This is a genomic window from Bacteroides thetaiotaomicron VPI-5482 (genome assembly GCF_000011065.1).
GTDB classification, from domain to species: Bacteria; Bacteroidota; Bacteroidia; order Bacteroidales; family Bacteroidaceae; genus Bacteroides; species Bacteroides thetaiotaomicron.
The window spans coordinates 5,469,237-5,490,199 of the sequence record NC_004663.1 but is presented as its reverse complement, the minus strand read 5'-3'; the positions used below and the strand labels follow the sequence as shown (position 1 = coordinate 5,490,199).

The window sequence follows — 20,963 nt, the reverse complement described above, 5'->3', positions numbered from 1 at the left end:
CAGATCGATTCATTTATCTTCAGCGTATATATCTATTTTTGAAACACAAGCTCACCCATACGGTCTGCCGTACTAAAGACTATGGAACAAAGGCCATCTTTTATTTGCAACACTTCCATTCCAGCCAGTTGAACGATCTCCGGTTCAGCTCCGGTTTTACTACTCAAGATCTCTAACGTGGCATTCGACTTCACACCAACCGACAAATCACCGTCGCAGGATAACACATATTGTCTTCCTTCCATTACGTTGGTAATAGCAACACTATTGACGTCGGTGAACAAACTCCAATTATTGGCTTTATTTAATTCAATCATGTTTCCCCATACAAAACGCTGATTATCGGTGCTCAATACACTTGATACAACCACTACATCAAGTGATACGCTGTGTCCTTCCAAATCTGTTACATTCAAGACGACTTTGCCGTATTTCACTCCCTGAATGTATATCAGATTTTCACGATACTTGGCGGTAGCATAACCTTCTTCAGAAAAAGAAAACTGGTATCCACCGCTTCCGCTTTCAATCTTTAGTATACCTTCACTTCCTTCTTTGATTTGAATAGCTGTACGATCAAGCTTCAGTTCAGCAACCGTATCTTCGTCTTTGCAAGACGAAAAGAGGCTGAGTTGAGATAATATCAAGACAAAAGATATTATATAAATATTAATAAACTGTTTCATATTATTCTAAGTTTATCCGTTTTATCTTTTAAATTTAAGCGCAATAGATTTTGTAATGTTTCCGTTTGCATCTTCAATGACTGCCTTCACTTCAAGCACGCCGCTAAAATCAGACAAGTCTATTGAGTTCTTATCAAACTCCGTCGTTTCTTCGCCATCTACAATCACATACATCTTCGTGAACGATGCAGCTTCGGGTCCCACTACACTGGCTTTACTTCCAACTACAACAATTGTCGGCTTCTTCAACCAACCAAAATCAAGATCAGTAGGTTCACCTGTAGCAAAACATCCCATTCCCCAAAAACGTAATTCCGCATCAGTAGTCAGCTTTCCGAAATTAACATCAGGCAAATCTCCGTTAGGCTTGCGGTCTCTCATCAATTCCGCTTCTTCCAAACTAATAAAATCGGTTTCTATCACTTCCTCGCTACCATCAAACGAATTGTTGGATACTTCGCTCTTCGCCCTGTTCACCATTACAATATGCTTACTACCCGATCTTGTAACCAATGATAAGTTGTTCTTAACCATATGATCATATCCGTTGACATCAGTCGGAGGAAGCGCCAGAGGTGACTCACGGTTTGTCATATTATAGTTTTCTCCGCTATTGACAGCCGTATTGCTCTCAAATATAATTCCACCTAAATGATGATTGGCATAAAATCCTCTCAATCTATTGTAATAAGCCAAACTATTCCGTACCTCATGTTGAGGGATCACACTGGGTATGGCAGGCAGTTTGTCGGCAGCCATTCCATAGCCTCCGGCTTTAAAACCGGTACCGTCACCAGCAACTTCTTTGGTTCCGGGTTTATACCCATTCAAGAAAGACCAACAATTAATTATCTTCACAGCCTCGAAGCAATTGATCAAATCGAAACCATCATCACTATTGTACCATGCGCGACATCCTTCAAACACATTTCCCGTGCCTTTGCCTTCGCCAACTGAAGATGAGTTAATGTGACCGCCAAAACCATCAACATTGCCCCCCTTACCACCTTCGGAAACCGAATCATAATTGTTGTAAGCATCACAGTTCAAGATGTGATTATTGCTTCCTCCAAGCAAATAGAAACCAATTGCCATACCATCATGCGTTCTCAAATCTTCAAATTTGTTATTATTGGCTCCTTTTACAATACGGAAACACTCTGATTGCGTATGACCGGTAATAGTCACTTGCGTACCGATGACATCAAATCCCTTTAGATAAAGATTGGAACCTGTAACATAAAACACCGTAATACGCTGATCTTTCGGTTTTACCTGCGAAAGATCAAAAATGGGCCTCCCCTGTTTATTCGGATTAGCCAAATAAGAAATAGGTTTACCTGCTTCACCACTTTTATTCATATGAAATACACAATGATAAAGTCCGCTATTGGTAGTTGTCATCGGCACTTGATTGGCGGGAACCACATATGTTCCCGGATTGATATAAACTACATCTCCCGCAACTACCACTTCCTGCACTTTTACTAAAGTGGCAAAAGGTTTATCTGAAGTTCCCGGATTAGAATCACTTCCCTCAGGATCCATATAATATGTCTTTTGTGCGGCTAGAGGGACTGATAACATCAGTCCCAAAAGTAAGTACGTTATTTTTGTTATATCTTTCATAATTATCTTTTTTTGATTGAAAAACATGCTATTTAATGAGAAGAAGACTTACCTTGCAAGTCCCAAGGTACGAAATAAGCACCATTCATAATCTTGGCTTTTACTTCTGCTTGTTTAGCCTGATCGGATTCATATTTCTGCCCGACAAAATCTGCTATGAATGAATAGTCATTCCAACGTTTTGCCACACGAATCATAAGCGGATAAGTTTTTCCTTCACAAGGGAATTCCAAGAAGGCTTCTTTCACCAATTCAATATCATTATGCTTTTTGATCTTGTCCTCGTCACTCAAACCGTCTAATTTTTGTTCTGCTACAATCTCCTCTTTGATGTCTTCCGGGGTCTGCCACATATCGCGCTTGCCAAGTCCTAAAATACCGCGAACACCGTTATCGGCATACGTGCGGCGGAATCCCGCATAAAGTGTTGTCCACAATCCCCAGTTGCAATTCAGTCCTTGCCATTGTTCGCCCAATACTACACCGGCTCCGTAGAAGGGATCCACACCAGTATTCATCAAGACGGATACCGGCTCAAAACGTCCCATATTATTCAGCGCTTCAATCGCCATGAAATAAAGATCAGAAGTGTGATAAATCATTATATATGTATCGTCATGAGCAACAGAATGTCCGCTCTTTCTAAATCCACGGTATTTGCGTATCGCATATTCCACATCTTTTTCGATTTCCTGAATGGCTCTGAAACGCGCATCAGATGTTTTAATAGCCGTTGCATCGGCAGACGGATTGAAAGTAATATCTTCAAAACGTTTTGATCCTGGCACAGAAGCACGCATCATATAGCTTCCGCTACGGTCGAAATGATTCAATAACGAATTCTGCTGATTGTATTTGTAATCATACATAATAACAGATTCAGCTGCTGTCAACACCGGCATCTCAGAATCATATTGCTGACCGTAATTGCTACCGTAACTTCCCGAACGCATATACTTGATATTAGCAACATTTCCTTGATACTCAGCCAACGCAAAAGTTCTGCTCATTTCTCCAAGAATCGTTGTAGCCGCTTTCTGATAATCCCCTTTCCAAAGTGCGATTTCTGCCTGTAATACGAAGTATCCGGGAACCATCATATTCCATCTTTTATATTCATCGTTTGTGGAAGTAGCTCCGTTAGCTGGATCAAGCCACTCATTCCATGACATATTGTATGTACCGTTTATTCCATCAAAGCCTGTATTCAACAGTTTGTCGCATTCATCGACAAGCTCACTCAGGTTCTTAGGAGTCTGGCTGACGATATCTTTCATGCTTTGCATCGGATCGTCGAACCATATAGCTTGTCCATATATCTTTGCCAACATGAGATAAGTCCATGTTTTCAATCTCACCGTACTACTAATCAGACCTCTATAATCATCGTCATCTACGGTAGTAACATGTGTATCCCTGTATTCTTTTGCTTTCTGCAAATAATCATTGCAAGCAATAATTACATCATAATACTTAGCAGGGTCAGCGTATGTGTTACCGCTCAAATCATCATCATAATTATAGATGCTGTAAAGGTCTGCCGGTGTATTTTCGGTAGGTTCCAACAGCTCTCCACGCATATCGGTCAGATAAATAGCTTTGTCTCCGATAGCTTGTATCTTTGTGATGATACCCAGAAAACCGGAATAAAGCTCGCTGCCTTCCTTGATATATCTGTCACCATTCAAGGTCGTATCATTGTTTGGCTCAAAGAAGTCACTACACGAAGCGAATATCATCGCCAACACCCCCATAAGTATTATTTCTATCTTAAACTTTTTCATTTTCATTAGAATTTTAAATTAACGCCCATTTTCACTGTTTTGGGTTGCATTAGCTTTGCATTATCAAAACCTTGCATATTCTCAGCATAAGAATAAGAGAATTCAGGGTCCATTCCCAAATAATCGGTGAAGGTCAACAGGTTCTCGCCTGTCACATATATTGTTCCCGAACGGAAGAAATTCCAAAGTGTTTTAGAGAAAGTATAGCTTAATGTCACATTCTTCATTCTCAGGTAAGATGCATCTTCCATCCAGCGAGAAGAGAAATAGCTGTTGCCCACAGGATCTTTCCATGTTGCCTTCGGCATATCGGTCTTCTGTCCTTCTACTGTCCAACGGTTTACGGCTGCAATACTTTGGTTGTTGGTAGTAGACACAGCCTCCAATTGTTGTCTGACAGCATTGTATGCGATGTTGTCTTTTGAATATGAGAACTCTGCAGAAAGAGCAAATCCTTTATATTTCAATTGTGTATAGAAACCTCCAAAGTACGAGGGAGCAGCACTGCCAAGAAGAATACGGTCTTTATCGTCAATACGGTTATCGCCATTCTGATCTACAAAACGTACATCTCCGGCATTATAACGACGTCCGGTACGGTTACTGAGATTTGCAGCGTCAGCTTCAGCTTGTGTGGAATATACTCCGTCAGCCTGATAACCGTAGAATTGGTAAGGAGATTCTCCCACACGGTTGACCATCTGCACACCATTATCGTAACTCAACACAATTTGTTCTTCACCACCCAATGACTTGATCTTATCTCTGGAGCGAGTGATGTTTCCACCTACGATCCACTCGAAATTACGAGTGCGCACCAATGAAGCCTGCACTGACAACTCTATACCTGTATTCTCCAACTTACCTACATTCGCATAATAAGGAACCGATCCATAAACGGATGAAAGAGGCATGGCTGAGATCATATCGCTGATTTGATTGTTGTAATAATCAAAAGATACGTTCAGGCGATTGTTTAATACAGACAAATCCAATCCGAGATTCAAAGAAGCATTCTTCTCCGGTTTCAATGATACGTTCGGAATATTAGAACGAACGATGGTTGACAACTGCATGTAAGGCACTGTAGAATAATAGTATCCACCCATCTGTGAAGAGAAGCGTGAGTTACCTGTCAGTCCGTATTCGGCACGTACATTCAACTTATTGAGCCATGTAGCATCAAGAAGCGGTTTCCATCCTTTTCCCAGCAAGGTTACTCCTACTGACGGATATGTATAGAAACGAGCTACATCCGTACCGGTAGAAGAAGCTGCATCAACAGCTATATTCACAGATGCCTGTACCATATTATTGTAAGTATAGTCGGCGTGTCCGTAAAAGTTTGTCCAGTTCCAGCTATTGATATAACCCAAGAAGCGTCTTCCGTCAATCGTGCTGCCTAATGTCTGGTAAAAGTCATTGCCAGTGTTGCGCCCTTCTCCTGCATCATATTCGTTTTTAGTAGTCATCAACTGCCATCCGGCTATTGCATTCAACTGATGAACATAATTGAATGTTTTCTTATAACTTGCATTCAAGTTGGCGAAAAAGTTTGTTGTTACAGCTACTCCGTCGCTTACCGCATTATTTCGCAAACCATATTTATCGCTTAGCGGCACTATAGTGGCTTCGCTTGCTCCGGGGATAAAGAGATGTTCGTTATCGTAATTATAATACAGACCTACTGTTCCGGTCAGTGTCAGTTCACGGAAAGGGTTGTATGCGATACCGGCTTTCATATTCAGATCATATTGGCGATTGCGAGAATCCAACGTGTTAACGATAGCTAAAGGATTGCTGACACTGTAATCTCGGCTCTTGCTCCGTCCATAGAAATGCGATGCGTAAGTCTTTAACGTATTTCCCTCGCGGTCTTTTTCATATGGACTCAGGAAAGGAGATCTTGCGTAAGCTGCCAATATAGGATTCGTCGTAATATCCATGCCCTGCATCTGATAATGTCCGTTCATATAAGCCAAACCTACCGTTGCAAAAATATTCAGTTGTTTATTGACCAATACATTAGCATTCAATAATGTATGAAAACGTTCCATACTTGTGTTATCCATCAGGCCATTCTCGCGGTAATACCCTAATGATAGGTCGTACTTAGCAATATTATCACCACCTTCTACTCTAAAAAGATGATCGGTGGAAGCGGTGTTCTTGTAAATCAAATCCTGCCAATCTGTATTATTGTTATACAGATAGTTGTAACGTGGATCGTTCGGATTCTGCATGAAAGGAAAATTGTTATAAAAGTTCTGCGGGTCCTTAGAAATAGTCATTCCCATATCTGCCAGATACTGTTTGTAGTCATCCAGTCCCATCACCGGCATCCGCTTATCATTCCAGTTGATTCCGTATGATCCATAATAGCTTACTCGCGTCTCCAAGTCATTGGATGCCGTACCGTCTGTTTCGATCAAGATTACACCATTGGAGCCCATTGAACCATACATGGCCGCCTCAGCACCTTTCAATATAGTGATATTCTGTATATCCTGCAAATGATAAAACTGGAAGATATCGCGTGTAAAGCCATCAATCAGTGCCGAAGGTGTTTTATCGGGCATGTGGGGCACACCGTTTATCACAATCAAAGGAGCGTTATCACCAGTCAATGTGCGGATCCCTCGCAAGTTATAATAACTGCCTTCTCCCGGCATACCACTACTGCGTTTCACTTGTAAACCGGCAACTTGTCCTGTCAATGCGCGATCAATCTTCGTAGTTCCCGGCATAAAATCTTTCTTAGCGATATTAGTAGCAGCCGTATAGTCCTCCAACTGCATTTCCCCTTCCCGACGGAAGGGGAGAATCATAGTCTCATTATATTTATATTGATTTTCCGGAATCAAAGTAATCACAATATTCGAACGTTCTCTGATTAGCTGTTTCACGGAGAAATACCCCGGAGCCCATACAGAAATCTCGCCAGCTTTAGAAAGATCCTTCACTTCAAACTGGAATGCACCTTCTTTGTTTGTAGTTACATTCATCGTATCCAGTACTGTGACAATGGCGCCTTCAACCGGCTGATTTGTCGCTGACAAAATCTTACCTGTTAGTTTCTGGCCTCCTTGTCCCCATGTATTTGCCACCCCACATACGAGTAGCGCAGAAATACTAAGTATTCTTTTTATCTTTTTCATATCCTGTTTATCAAGGTTAATACAAATCTACTGTTGGACGGAAACACCAAGTGGTGGGTTCCATGTCACTTTTTGCACCTTTCGTAAATTCAATCGTTACTTCAAGTTCTTCCGTTTTGTCAAATATGACAACCCCAAGATCCGTAGATCCGTCACGGTCGTACCTGCTATCTTTGTAAAGTTCGCTATATCCACCGCCACTACGGTCATGATTGGAACCTTTCATGGTAGAGGATGGAATAGGGCCGCTTTCACATTTAGGAATCTTCTTGCCATTCAAATAAAAGGTTGCATTTACTTGCGAACGAGAGCCGTTGAATCCCATATAGAAATTGTATGGTCCGGCAGGTATTTTATAAGGCACAGCCGTAAAGCCTGTAGTAGAAGCCTTGTCTTCAACCAGTCGATAGCATTTGAACTTAAAAATACCTGGTCTGTCGGTATCCACAACCCACAACATCATAGATTTACAATAAACAGCCGGTAGCCACGGTTTGGGCTGATTGGCACCTACATATTGTTTTACACGATTCATTTGCACATTCTCGCCGATATCTTTCAGATAAGTACTGATGTAATTATATCCGGGATAATAGTACTTTTTATCTTCATCCGTCAATTGGTCAAACGTCTCAAAACGTTCCTTGATTCTCCAAATCAATATCTTGTTGGTCGGTATTTTCAATGAAGTTATCTTGTAAGCAACGCCGTTACTCAACTCTACCGGATTATCAAGATCTACCTTATTAACTGTTGTACGCCATTGTTGATCAAAAACAGAATAGAAGTCCTGCGTTGAAGCCGGATCACTCTCATTATAAATAAAGTCTTGTTTTACATACTTTTTACTAAAGAAAGCTGTCTGGAATATCCAGTTGTTCAAAATAGAGTCTTCACGTTCCATATTCCACGATTTCAACTTCTCTTTTGCTTCTTTCAACGCATTTTCTATCAAGTCATTAGATGGTACCAGCAATGTAGCGGTAATGTTCTCTGAATAAAGATCTAACTTCTTATCTGCAAAATACTGACTCTTTTCTGTGAATACAGAGTCATATACCGTATTTCCTGTTTTATCAATTCCTATAGGTGTACTTGCAGCTTTATCAAATACTCTTTGTGTACGGCTCAATACCATTTCCTTAAAAATAGAGTATTCTTCATCCGGCAAATCTTTCAGATATTCCATTAATGCCTTAGGAGTATTGATATAATCTTCCAAATCATAAATGTAGGCATTGTTAGTTTTAATCACCTTTTTCACCTTCGAACCATTGAAATAAATTCCCGGTTCCATGCCATCCACAGGCTCATCGTAGATTCTTACAGTCACATACTTACCGTTCCACATCAACAGACGCTGTCCATCTTCCAGATTACTGGGTGAAAGAAGAGCATCAGTAATGTGTGCTTCCGCCTTAAATATCTCTTCAGCGGTTGCTTGTCCTTCGCTACCTTCTGCTTTTGTAACAGGTTGGTTGGCATTAGCGGTAGATTCATTACCCACCACCATAATAGTATACATCAGGTTTTTCTCCTGCCAAGTTTTAATCACGCCTGTTTTATCAAACAGTTCATACATTTTACTATAATCCTGAGCAGTTTTTAAAAAGTCGGCTGCCGGCTCATCCACCGCTTGAATCTCCGTGTTGTCAATCACCGTTTCCCACTTGGAATAATGCGAATCCCAAGTATCCGTACAGGCGCAGAGTCCAATCGAAACCAAAGCTGATGCTATGATATATCTAATTTTCTTCATGGTTGTTATTCTATTACAGGTTCAAACAATATATAATCAAAATACATACGGAATTTATTATGCGAGCTGGCTGCAGGATCTACCACAACTACATTCAATGTGTGAGAAGCAGTCGTTGTAAATTCAAACGCAGTTTCCTCTCCGCTCAAATTGGATGTTAACGGTGTATTGAAACAATCTTGTACATCTCCCGTCTTTCCATCGTAAATACGTTTGTTATCACCACCTGCCAGTCGTTTAGAATCTAATCTAAAATTGGTCAAACCAGCTTGACTCCCTTCTCCTCTTTCACCGATAAACTTCATAGACGGATCGTATGCGTAATACAAAGTAATTCTATACTTTCCGGCTAAAATGGGAGGAATAGTCAAATCTAATGTACCGTTGTATCCTATATTGACCACCAAGGCATCATTGTTCATCAACTTAGTCCAGTTGCCCGAAGTGTTAGCACCTTTGGTGCAATATGACAAATAACTCCAGTCGCTTGCCAACGTACCGCTAGGTCCCATTTCTATTTTGTAGGATGAAACTTGTGGAACGATCTCTTGTCTGCCGATGAATTTCGTTAATGCAGTGTACGTATCATCATCGTCACGTGAAACCTGCTGATAAAGTTGTCCTTTTCCTTTAGCAGCAATGTATGAAGATACTTCGGGATAATCACAGAAATCAAAAATAACAGGTATTGGTTCAAAATCGGTTTTCACTGGCAGATATCCGTCAATTGGTTGGATATATCCGTTTTTCACAATCTCGTCAGCTTGTTCCTCTATGAATTTAACTCCATTATTTAATCCGTTTTCAGAAATCAAGATCAAGTCGTTTGTAGCTCTGGTATTCAACATCTTTCTATATTCCCATGTTTCTCTGTCAAAAGGTTTGGAGAATGTGCGAAGAGATTCAAGAGTATGTTCTCCATCCATTATATGGTAAGCTATAAACCTGTTCAACTCATTATTGGGAAGTTCATAATCGTCGGTCAATGCTCCAACCTTGGCAGCCAAAGCACTAAAGCTGGTGATACCTTCCTGTGCAAATACAGCATCGGATACGGCAAATACTGTGAAATATTTACGCAATTCTACTCTCATGCCTAACGGACCTTCGAGTACGGAATTCACAACACTCAGCGAATCGCTCCATGCTGTTTTCTCCAACGCTTCACAGAATATCTTATAATTACCCTTGTCTGAAAGACGTGCGTAGATAGTCTCTACTGCCGGACTCAACACATCATCAAGCACATATATACGCCCATTGGCTGTGCGTATAGCTAATTCGCTAACATGAGCTTCTTTGTTAATGTAAACAGATTTATCGCCACCTTCGTTACCGAAAGATACTTTCAATGCATCTCCCGAAAGTGTTCTGCCAGGCAGTTCACCGCTTTTCACAAAATCCTCCCGATCAATGGAGTCATTGATGACATGATATGTAACAAGAGTGCGGGCATATTCATATCCCAAATCTTCGATAGAAGTGACTCCCTTCTTTTCATAAAAGCGGAGAACTGCATCGTTAGTAGGTGCCAACACAGTGAAAGCATCCTCTGCACGATTTACAGCGTTGAACAAATCTCCATATTTCAACACTTTCACCCATTCGGAGAAATCGTCAGGACGGTTCTGGAGATAGGTTGCCGCAGGTTGTACATCATATACTTTAAATACCGTATCCTTGTACGGATCATCACAGGAATAACAAGTGATGCACAAAATCATTAAGCAAAATCTTACAATATTCTTCATAGTATATATTAATTTGCAGTTACATCATAATAAGGATTCTGTATTAAATTCGGGTTACTGTCGATCTCACCCTGACTAATAGGCAAATACCAAGCATCGGTATTCTTCAGTACCGAACGTATCCAACTGGCGCTAACCGTAGAATTGTTCTCAATGATCATATTGATAAACTGATCTTTATATTTAAAGTTCTGTGACCTGCCGAAGCGTAAAAGATCATACCAGCGTTTTCCTTCCGCAGCAAATTCAAGATCACGTTCCTGCAACAAGTATCCGAGCATATTTTCTTGTGATACAGCATTCGTCTGAACACTTAATGTAGTGACGTTGGCACGGGTACGTATTTTATTGATAAGTTCCAAAGCTTGTGCGAAATTTGCTTCGCCGCCTTTCCAGATCAATGCCTCAGCTTTCATCAGCAATACATCTGCCATGCGATAGAGAATCCAGTTGGCATCTTTATAAGAACGAGTCGTAGACAATCCATCCTTTCCGCCGATTCTGAACTTAAAGGGAAGATAGCCTTCTGTATTGGAGTTACCAATAACGGTTCCCGAAGAAAGAACAAACGTATTGCCATAGCCACGAACAGTGTTGGAAGTCACCCATTGATCAGTTTGTTCGTCAAACAAACGCTTACACATTGCGTTCGAGAATTGAAGACTGGCAACTGTCGATTGTGTCCAAGGATAAACGTTAGATGGCGAAGGATATGTACTCGCTGTAGCATCATCGTCAGGAGATTGATTGCGTGACTGATCAAAGTTTAGTTCAAATATAGAACCGTTGCTGTTGCCCGGGAAGAAGATATTGTACCATTGTTCGGGGTCTTCCACAAATGCCGGACGGAAAGCGGAAGTTGAATTAATCAGCATATCTGCATATCTTACACAACCATCGTAATCTTCGCTCCACAAACACACGTCTGCCATCAATGCATACAGTGCCCATACAGTGACGCGTCCTTTACTCATGCCGGTCCAGTCTTCATCATCATACATTTCTTTAGCTGCTCCTGTGGAAAGTGCATTCTCGATATCCAGCTTGATTTGTGCGATAATCGTCTCTTCCGAAGATTTGGGTATATCGACAGCATACTCGTCTGTCATATAGGGTTCCAGAATCAACGGCACTTCTTTAAAGTTACGTACCAGCGTAAAGTATGTCCAAGCGCGCATAAAATATGCTTCCGCCATATTTGAATTCATTACTGCCTCATGATATGTTTCATCCTGCCTCTTTACTTCCGGTGCATATTTAATTATGGAGTTCGCCACATTCAATATAGAATAGAAACCTCCCCATTTGCATTCGCCGGATGAAGAATTCAACTGAAAATTCTGTAATTCCTGTTTCGATTTACCTGAATAAGCATAAATGGATGCCCCGCGAAGTTCGCCCCAATAAATTAATGTAGGAACCGTCAGACGCATGTTTTGATATCCTTGTGCTAGTACCTCTTCCACCTGCTCTTTTGTTTTCCAGTATTCCGGAGATACCTGTTCGTTCTTAGGCAGTACGTCTAGCCAATCATTACAACTGGAAGTCAGCAAAGTTGCTCCGGCCATTGCTATGTATATTAATAATTTCTTCATTTTGTTATCGTATTAGAAACTTAAGTTAAAACCAAAAGTATATCGTCTGGACACAGGTGTCGTTGCACCGTCCGTAGCCAGGTCTGTCGGTCTCGACGGTAGGTTTACTTCCGGATCCTGACCGGTGTAAGAAGACCAAGTAAACAGGTTGTATCCTGTAACGAAACATGTCAGTGAAGTGATACCCAATTTATTGCAAATGCTTTTCGGAAATGCATAATTCAGTGTCAACTGTTTCAAACGAAGGAAGGAAGTATCTTCCACAAAACGATCAGAACCTAAATAGTTGAATCCTTCGCCATACAATGCACGCGGTATATCTGTAATATCACCTTCGTTCTTCCATCTTCTCAACACAGCCGTACTCTGATTGGCGTTACCGTGCATGGACTCATTATTCATACGAGCCGTATTCACGACTGACTGTCCGAAACGTCCGTGGAAGAAAGTATTGATAGAAAATTGTTTATACTTGACAGTCAATCCCGCACCACCAGTCAATGTCGGATTGGCATTACCCAAATAGACAATATCATATTGATTGATAACACCGTCATGATTGATATCTTCGTACATCGCATCTCCCGGCTGACAGGTAGCTGTCAGGTTTTTCATTACGATTGGTCTACCTTTTGCATCATTCATTACATTTCCTTCAGCATCACGTGCATATGTTGCATCGGTGTTTTGATATACTCCCTTGTAACGGTATCCATAGAACGAACCGATAGGGCGTCCAACTTCCGCACGGGCAGCATATGCCCCATTCTTTGGTGAATAATTCTCCTGTACCATATTGGCAGGTAGCTCAGTAATCTTATTTTCGTTGCGGCTAAAGTTCACATAACCGTTGATACGCCAGTCTTTATTCTCAAAGATTACGACATCTGTACGGAACTCCCAACCTTTGTTCTCCATTTTACCTGAATTAAAATAACTAATCGATCCGAAACTAGTGGTTGAAGGTAGTTTGTAGTTCTTTTGCAGCAAATCTTTCACCGTCTTATAATAATAATCGAATGTAAATCTTAAACGACCTTTTAATACGGAAGCATCCAGACCATAATTATATTCGGTAGAGGTTTCCCATTTCAAATTATCCAACTGCATACGAGCCTGCTTTGTAGCCGACATGTTCATATAGTCTGTTCCTTTCACGTAGGCGCCCAGATAAACAGAAGCACCGCTGGGAGCACGTCCACTCTGCCCGATACTGAAACGGAATTTCGCTTCGTCCAGCCATTTATCTCTTGCTTTTTCCAGTAAAGGCTCGTTCTGGAAGTTCCATGCAAGACCTACAGCAGGGAAATAACCCATTCTTTCATTACGTCCCATAGCAGAGTTACCTTCAGCATTAAGAGATCCGTGTACCACATAACGATTCAGCAATGTATAGTTCAATACCCCTACAAAAGATACATTACGTGTTTCCGATTCGCTTGAATTCATGTCACTAATAGTAGTTCCGACTACCGGATCGGAGAGATCGGAAGAAGCATTACCGTATACTTCGCTATTATAGCCTGAATTGATATACTGACCGGTACGAACCAATACATTCGCAATAATATTATGTTTGTCATTCCAGTTCTTGATATACATCAACTTATTCTCTGTCTGCAAAGCCAATTGATCGGAATAAGCGTCCGCACTCTGATTGGCATATTTGTTGACTTGTTCCACTCCTGTTACAACTTGTGGCAGAAAGCGACGTGTTTTAATTGCACGCATATTGATAGAAGCCCAACCTTTATAATAAAATCCCGGTAAAATCTCATAATCGGCACGGAATGTTATCTTACCTTCACGCTGCACAGTTCTGTTGATAGCTTCATGTGCCATAGCAACAGGATTATAATTACTTTTTCCATTAAACGAACCTTCAAAATTAGGATCGTGGTAAGTAAAGTATTCATCAGTCAATGCACCTGTCAAGTCATTTACAGTAAATGGCGATTTGTTCGGCATTTTACTCAATGCTTCCGAGCGAATAGTGTTTGTCCAGTTCGCATCCGTATTGGTCTGCGAATAAGAAAAGTCTGCGCCGAATTTCAACTTATTAGAGAACTGATAGTTAATGACCATAGAAGTATTTAAACGGTTCATAGACGTACCGATAGTAGTACCGATATCACTCATATATCCTAACGAGAAACGATAAGTTGCTTTTTCACCACCACCATTCATTGAAAAACTGTTATCAGAAACCAATGCTTTTTGGCGTACATAATCCAACCAATTAGTATTTTGATTATACTCATCATAATATCTCCAGTCCGGATTGTCACCGATTGCAGGAGCATCAGACAACATATTGAGGTATTTATTTCCCGGATTATTCAGACCGATGTATTTGGCAGAATTCCAGATAGATTCCTGCATAAGAGAAGTATATTCCTTACCATTCAACATCGGGATAGTACTCGGATCTTCCTTCATTGTCCATTTGGAGGAGAATGAGAAACGAGTTTTACCAACCGTACCTTGTTTTGTCTTAATAACCAATACGCCATTGGCACCCTGAGTACCCCAAATAGCAGTAGCTGATGCATCTTTTAATACTTCAACTGAAGCAATATCATTAGGTGAGATATTTAAAAGAGCACCCAAATCTTCTTCCGTAGCTGTGCTGAAATTGAAATCATCACTGATTTCAGTCGGATAAGGCACACCATCAATAACAATCAACGGATCGGAAGATGCATTTAACGTACTTGTACCACGGATTCTGATAGCACTACGGCTACCGGGGTCTCCACCCAATACAATATCCACACCACCCAATTGTCCTTGCAGCGCTTCCTCTATAGATACAACAGGTGCAGCGGCAATCAACTTTTCCATATCAACTTTCTGAGTAGCCGAAACCATTTCTTTATCCGAAATACCCAAATCATTTCTATTTAACCGACGGGCCGAAACTACTACTTCATCCACCGCCATTGATTCTGACTCCAAAGTCACATTGAGCAGAGTTTGCCCTGTATACTTTATACGCTTTGTTTTCATTCCGATATAGGAATAAACAATTGTCAGATCTTTCTCTCCCTCTGGGACTTTCACATTATATTGCCCGTTCAGGTTTGTGATACCACCACCCAACGAACGGTTCTGGTTGTTTACTAGATTGACATTTACACCAACCAGTGGTTCAGCAGTTTTTCCAAACAATTCGGTAACCGTACCGGATATAACCTTCTGTACCTGCCCTGCCATTTCTATAGAACAGGACAGAAAAATGGCTACCAATGTATAAAAGACTTTATTTGTCTGATTCATGATTAATTAGATATTCAGTTAATTAAAAACAGCGTCTATCAGGTGGAAAGCACCGTCCATAAAAGCAAATGGGAAATTCTCGTATGATACTATCTTACATGCATTTCCGTACTGACCGGTGGTCTGGTTCTGCAACTGCAAGGTGATGAAAGCGCCGTTATCAGTATACTTCACAGGAATATTATTGCTGTTACGATATTCTCCCGATAGCCAGTCAGGTGATCCGAGATACGGACAGCCTGATGCAACCGGAGCATTGGTAGGCGTAAAGAAATAATTGAGCAGATATTCTCGTAATAAGTATTGATTTGTAATCTCTCCTTGAAGAGTTGGTGATGGCAGACTTAAATCTATCGTACCTTTCACTCCCGGAATACGATCATTATCCAAAGCCTCTTTTAGTGCTTCATTTGTCGGAATGAACCCGATAAGACGTCCTGCCAATCTGTAATCCCAAGCAAGTACACCGTCTATAGTAGCAAACAGTTCGGCTTGTCTCATTAAATAGGCGAATACAAAATTCGGATATTTCGTTTCTCCAATAGAGGTCAACATTGTCCTCAGGCTTGTATATTCCAATCCATCCAATTTCCCGAATACACCGAAGTCACTTTCATATTCATATACTTTACCGTTTGCCCAAGATCCTCCGGCATCATTGGTCACCTCTTTTACTTCGGTGAAAAGTGTAGGAATAACAGTTTGCGGATCTTGACCTAATACACTGTTAAACACATAGTTCGTTGTCATTTTCCCATCTTTCACAAACCAATATGTTCCACCATCCTGAGTAGCATAAACAGCCCAAGGCGTATTAAAGTTAACATCTCCTACTACAGTTCCACCACTGACGATTCTTTTCAGGTCCGAAGTTGAAACAGCCACATCACCATCTTCTCCGGATGTTGCCAGTGTATTACCGACTCCATCAGACATCAGACGCATGTCACTGATTTCATATCCGCTATTTTTAGTGATCAACATCGTATAGTTTGTAGCAGTGGTAGTGTACGCAGCCATCTGATTACTCTGAAAGATAGCATACAACGAAAGCAGGTAATCTCTTTTAAGGAAAGACGGTCCCATCACGGTACTGAATATTTCAGGCATCGGGAAATTGCTTAATCCATAAAAACTACCGTTCACACAGATACTCTTATCTTTCACATCGCTCAACTGGAAATCATAATGCGAACCCAAAGAGTTGGTAATTCCACTAATTTCGTCAGGGAAAACGATAGAACCTCCATATACTGATTGATAAAGCAATATCTTAGTAATCAACGGGTCCAAATCAGTTAAAGAAGAATATCCTCCAGCTTTCCAATATCTATTGAAGAAAGTGTTGAGTGCCTGGTTGGACGGTGCAAAGATACTATAGGAGATAGAAGCTAATTCCGGATAAAGACGGAAGTTAGGTGTCGGCCATTCCAACGCGATATTCGGAAGCCCGTTTGGTGAATGTGCATGCAGAAAAAGACTATCTACTCCTACTGCTTTTCCATAATCGGCAGACAAGTCCTTATCATAGGCATAAGTACTGTACTGGCTATAAAAGTCGAGGAAATCGGAATAATCTGATTTTTTCTTTAAAACATCATAAATAGTTTCCAATGGTTCCAACACCCTGTCTACATTATATATATAGCCGTTATTGGTTATGATTTGGTATTCTTTAACACTTGCATTCGACACATTGAACCCGTTATCTCCCGTCCACGTAGAGTTAGGATAGAAAAATTCATAATTCTTCTTGGCATCTATACCTTTAGAGGCAAAGATGTGGTGAGAGAATACAGGCAAGAACCGCTCTAAATGATAGACGGTTACAGTATTGTTTGTTGATGGATCCACTTCCTTTGTAATAGGACTGGTGCTGTGTGTACGAAACTTGTAATACATTCCCGGTTGTAAAACTCCCAATTCATCATCGTCATCATCGTCTTTGCTTGTTGCACTGTCTTCCGGGCGGAAGTTTTCAAGATCACTCTTGCTATAAGAGTAGTAGATTAAATGATAACCAATCAGTTTCTTCAAATCATCTGTCGGTATATCCTTCACTGAAACATAACCGTGTTCTTCCAGATAAGCAGCAAACGCATCATTGTCCGGAGCCATGACAGTTGCGACACTCTTACCATCAAGAATAGGCTTAAAGCCTGATAACTCTGCCGCTTCTAGAAACATGGAGAACTTACCTCCATATTCATTAGAAAGAACTTCCCAAGCTGTACCTTTCAGCCATTCGGGTTTTTCATAATGCTCATCCATCTTGTCCTCACAAGAGAGAAAAAAAGGTGAGAGGAGCAATAATAGCAGCCAATGCCGCTTACGATTCATCACATTTCTCATAATATTAAAATCTGTTAAGTAACAATATAAATCTATTTTATCTATTTTTTAATTAAACAAAAGTTAGATTCTGTTTTTCTTCGGGCACTTTATCATAATACCTGTGAAAAACTGTTGCAAACTTAACGACTTATATAAGAAATAGCAATGAAGAATCGTACATAAACATGGAAAATACCGCCTTTTGAACGAAAATACATGCTCTGAACGCGTTTTTTAAATAAGAAAGAGTGTAGATAATACAATTTATTCCGGTTTTTCTTGAAACAAGAATAACCATATATAAAAGCAATATGGCAAACTTTTCAAATATAATTGTGTCGACAAAGAAGTTGACAAATTAAAAATATATGCGATAAACACAAATTCATGTTTGCGAAGTACAATCAAGAACTATAAAGATTATTTTGCCATTCTTATTGTCACTTGTCACTTTTACAACTTAAACAATTGATTATCAAAGTAATAAGAGTGACAATAGACAGTGACAATAGAGTGACAATAGAGTGACAATAGAAATAATAAAGCTTTCTATTGTCACTTTTACTTTTTCCTCTTTTATATCTTAACCACCAGATACACAGTCCCTTTATTCGTATGTTTGCAAGGAATCCCCTCTTTCTGAAGCAGCCGTCCAAAGTGATGCGCCTTGCCGGAAGACAGCGTAATGGTCGTTCTTTTTTGCAGATAATCCAATATTTCTACCGGAGATAAGTATTCTCCTTCCTTATCATCCCCTGCAACCTTGAAATAACGATAGAATAACTGAATAGCCGGCGGAGTCTGTTCAAACTCCCGATTCCCCTGTGCCAGGATAGCCTCATCCTTATCGTCAAACCAATACCGCTCGCCATGACAAATCTCGTACATAGCCTGTGCATACAACTGCTCATAGTCAATCGGGCGTGCCGTATCAATCGTACCCGTCACCTCAACGCACATAAAACGACGGCTACCGGACGGATCAGTCAGCAAATCCTTCTGATTGCTGGTCGCGATAAACGAAGCATAACGCCGCAACTCCTGCACCGAATTACTGTACGATTTACGAAGATTGACTACCGGCTTTTGCAGAATATGCTTCAAAAAGCCCTGCTGCGTCAAAGTAATCTGATCGAACTCGTCAATATTGATCAGCGCAAAGCGATTCAGATACATTTCCGCATCCCGCTTCCGGCTGAAATCAATACTATCCGTATAATATCCGCGAAGTCCCGGCGGTATCAGATCCCGGCAAAAGGTAGACTTGCGTGTCCCCTGCGCACCTACCAGCAAAGGGGAAGTACTGTTCGCATGCTGCCGGTCATACCCACGCCAATGAGCTACCATGTTGAGGAACCAGCGATGGAAAAGCATCGTCCAATGCGGATTAGCACATGGCACACGGTCTGCCAGTTCCGTAATGCGGTCTTTTTTATCCCAATTAGGAAGATGAAAAATAAATTCTTCCAATGGATTATAAACAGATACTCGGTTTGAATGCAGATAACGGTCCACATCCCGGTCCCACACCGCAATACCCTCACTTTGCGCATCCAGCAGAATACTATTCTGCGCCCGTTTATCCAACGGACGGAAACGAAAATAAAACGAGCATCGTTCCCGGTATTCCACTTCACCTATCTGTGTATTGTAGCGGAATTCATAACGACGGTTCATAAACTCCTCTGTCTGCATATTGAGATATTGCTCTTTTGTCAGCCCGTTTTTCTTGCCGAAGCCTTTGCATTCCTGATACACATTGCCTATCATCTCGCGAACCAGCACAGCCTGCTTCGAATGATAATACCGATGAATGGTCCTCCTCACCACTTCCTCTTCCGGAATACCGGAAAGGAAACAATTTTCCGCCAACCGGACTACCAGGGGCTGCAAATCATCATTCCGCCTCCACCCCTCTTCCATCGACTGAAAAGTCTTTCGCAAGGCAGCCTCATACATCAATGCCAGCGCATCTTCCGTATCATATCCCGGAACGGCACGATTCAACGGAGACTTTTCCGGGGTCAGCTTCTCCTGATAATTCATTTCTTTCGGCATCCCGAAAGGCTGAGAAAGATAAAACGGCACGGAATTTTCCCGATAGAAAGGTTCGGGATCGTGACTCAGCCGTGAATATTGCTCCAAAACCGGCTCTTTCAACTGAATATCAAAGGGGATTTGCGGCTGATAGCATTTCACCGCCAAACGATACGCATGTGCCTGAAAAATTTCAGCTTCTTCCTGCGTCTGCGGCAACGTACCGTCCGGACGGGTAAAAAGAGTCCATATCTTCACGGAATTTCCACTTGATCCCATATATGCAAACATAGTCTGCGGCAATTCAGCCGCTTTCTTCTTGACCATCTCCACTTCTACTTTTCCCGCCAACGGACCTACGGTCAGTTCCACGATGCCATTATATACTTTCATCCGCTTCACGCCATTCACACGTCCGAAAACAGCAGCGGGTATTACTTTGGGAAGTTTCCCGGCAAAACTGCAAGATTCTCCGGGTAAAACAAAATGCAGGGCTTGGCGCAATCCGGTCACCGGACGGGTCTTAATCTCTGTTTTTATCTTCTCTATCAACAAGTTAAAATCTAATACACTTAATACTTCGACTCCATCTTTCTCCCTGATTTGTGTTATCTTCATTACTTTTCTTAAATATTTATGTATATCCCTCAAAGGTAGGCATAAAACAGACAGTAAACAACCTTTCTATTCATTATTATTACAGATTATTTATCCGCCTTTCCATTCTTTCGGAAGCTCCTTGAATTAATAGTAAATAAAACGTTCATTAAGTTGTTTAGAAGCTTAGATTAATGTATCTTTGTAGTGATAAGAAATCGTTTTACGTACATGGTCCCATCGGTCCACGTATGTGAACTATTGGGTTCACGTACATAGTCCGAACGGTTCACGTACGTGGAACGAAAACGTGAAACAGACAAAATATATTAGTCGAGCCTTGTCTACATGTTA

Annotated in this window: 10 protein-coding genes; all 10 read right to left on the bottom strand. The window is 41.0% G+C overall.

Going from position 1 to position 20,963, the window contains the following annotated elements:
- Positions 1–32 precede the first annotated feature (32 nt).
- A complete protein-coding gene (locus BT_RS21045; protein WP_008764388.1) occupies positions 33–686 on the bottom strand; it encodes a hypothetical protein in 654 nt (217 codons plus the stop codon).
- Positions 687–707: 21 nt separating this feature from the next.
- Positions 708–2,315 carry a rhamnogalacturonan lyase gene (locus tag BT_RS21040; RefSeq protein WP_008764387.1) on the bottom strand — a complete coding sequence of 536 codons (1,608 nt, stop codon included), beginning with the start codon at positions 2,313–2,315 and terminating at the stop codon, positions 708–710.
- A gap of 32 nt (positions 2,316–2,347) precedes the next feature.
- Entirely contained in the window at positions 2,348–4,099 is a 1,752-nt protein-coding gene (locus BT_RS21035) for a hypothetical protein (RefSeq protein ID WP_008764386.1), read from the bottom strand.
- Between the two features lie 5 nt (positions 4,100–4,104).
- Positions 4,105–7,257: a SusC/RagA family TonB-linked outer membrane protein gene (locus BT_RS21030; RefSeq protein ID WP_008764385.1), complete on the bottom strand. Its 3,153-nt coding sequence runs from the start codon at positions 7,255–7,257 to the stop codon at positions 4,105–4,107.
- Between the two features lie 16 nt (positions 7,258–7,273).
- Positions 7,274–9,016: a hypothetical protein gene (locus tag BT_RS21025; protein ID WP_008764384.1), complete on the bottom strand. Its 1,743-nt coding sequence runs from the start codon at positions 9,014–9,016 to the stop codon at positions 7,274–7,276.
- A 5-nt stretch (positions 9,017–9,021) separates the two neighbouring features.
- Positions 9,022–10,767 carry a DUF5108 domain-containing protein gene (locus BT_RS21020; RefSeq protein WP_011109149.1) on the bottom strand — a complete coding sequence of 582 codons (1,746 nt, stop codon included), beginning with the start codon at positions 10,765–10,767 and terminating at the stop codon, positions 9,022–9,024.
- 8 nt (positions 10,768–10,775) lie between these two features.
- Positions 10,776–12,362, bottom strand: coding sequence for a RagB/SusD family nutrient uptake outer membrane protein (locus BT_RS21015; protein ID WP_032840505.1), 1,587 nt, complete (start codon positions 12,360–12,362; stop codon positions 10,776–10,778).
- 12 nt (positions 12,363–12,374) lie between these two features.
- Positions 12,375–15,641, bottom strand: coding sequence for a SusC/RagA family TonB-linked outer membrane protein (locus BT_RS21010; RefSeq protein WP_008764381.1), 3,267 nt, complete (start codon positions 15,639–15,641; stop codon positions 12,375–12,377).
- Positions 15,642–15,659: 18 nt separating this feature from the next.
- Positions 15,660–17,993: a fasciclin domain-containing protein gene (locus BT_RS21005; protein ID WP_008764380.1), complete on the bottom strand. Its 2,334-nt coding sequence runs from the start codon at positions 17,991–17,993 to the stop codon at positions 15,660–15,662.
- A 558-nt stretch (positions 17,994–18,551) separates the two neighbouring features.
- Complete coding sequence (locus BT_RS21000) at positions 18,552–20,630, bottom strand: BT4734/BF3469 family protein (protein WP_011109147.1); 2,079 nt, start codon at positions 20,628–20,630, stop codon at positions 18,552–18,554.
- Between the last annotated feature and the right edge of the window lie 333 nt (positions 20,631–20,963).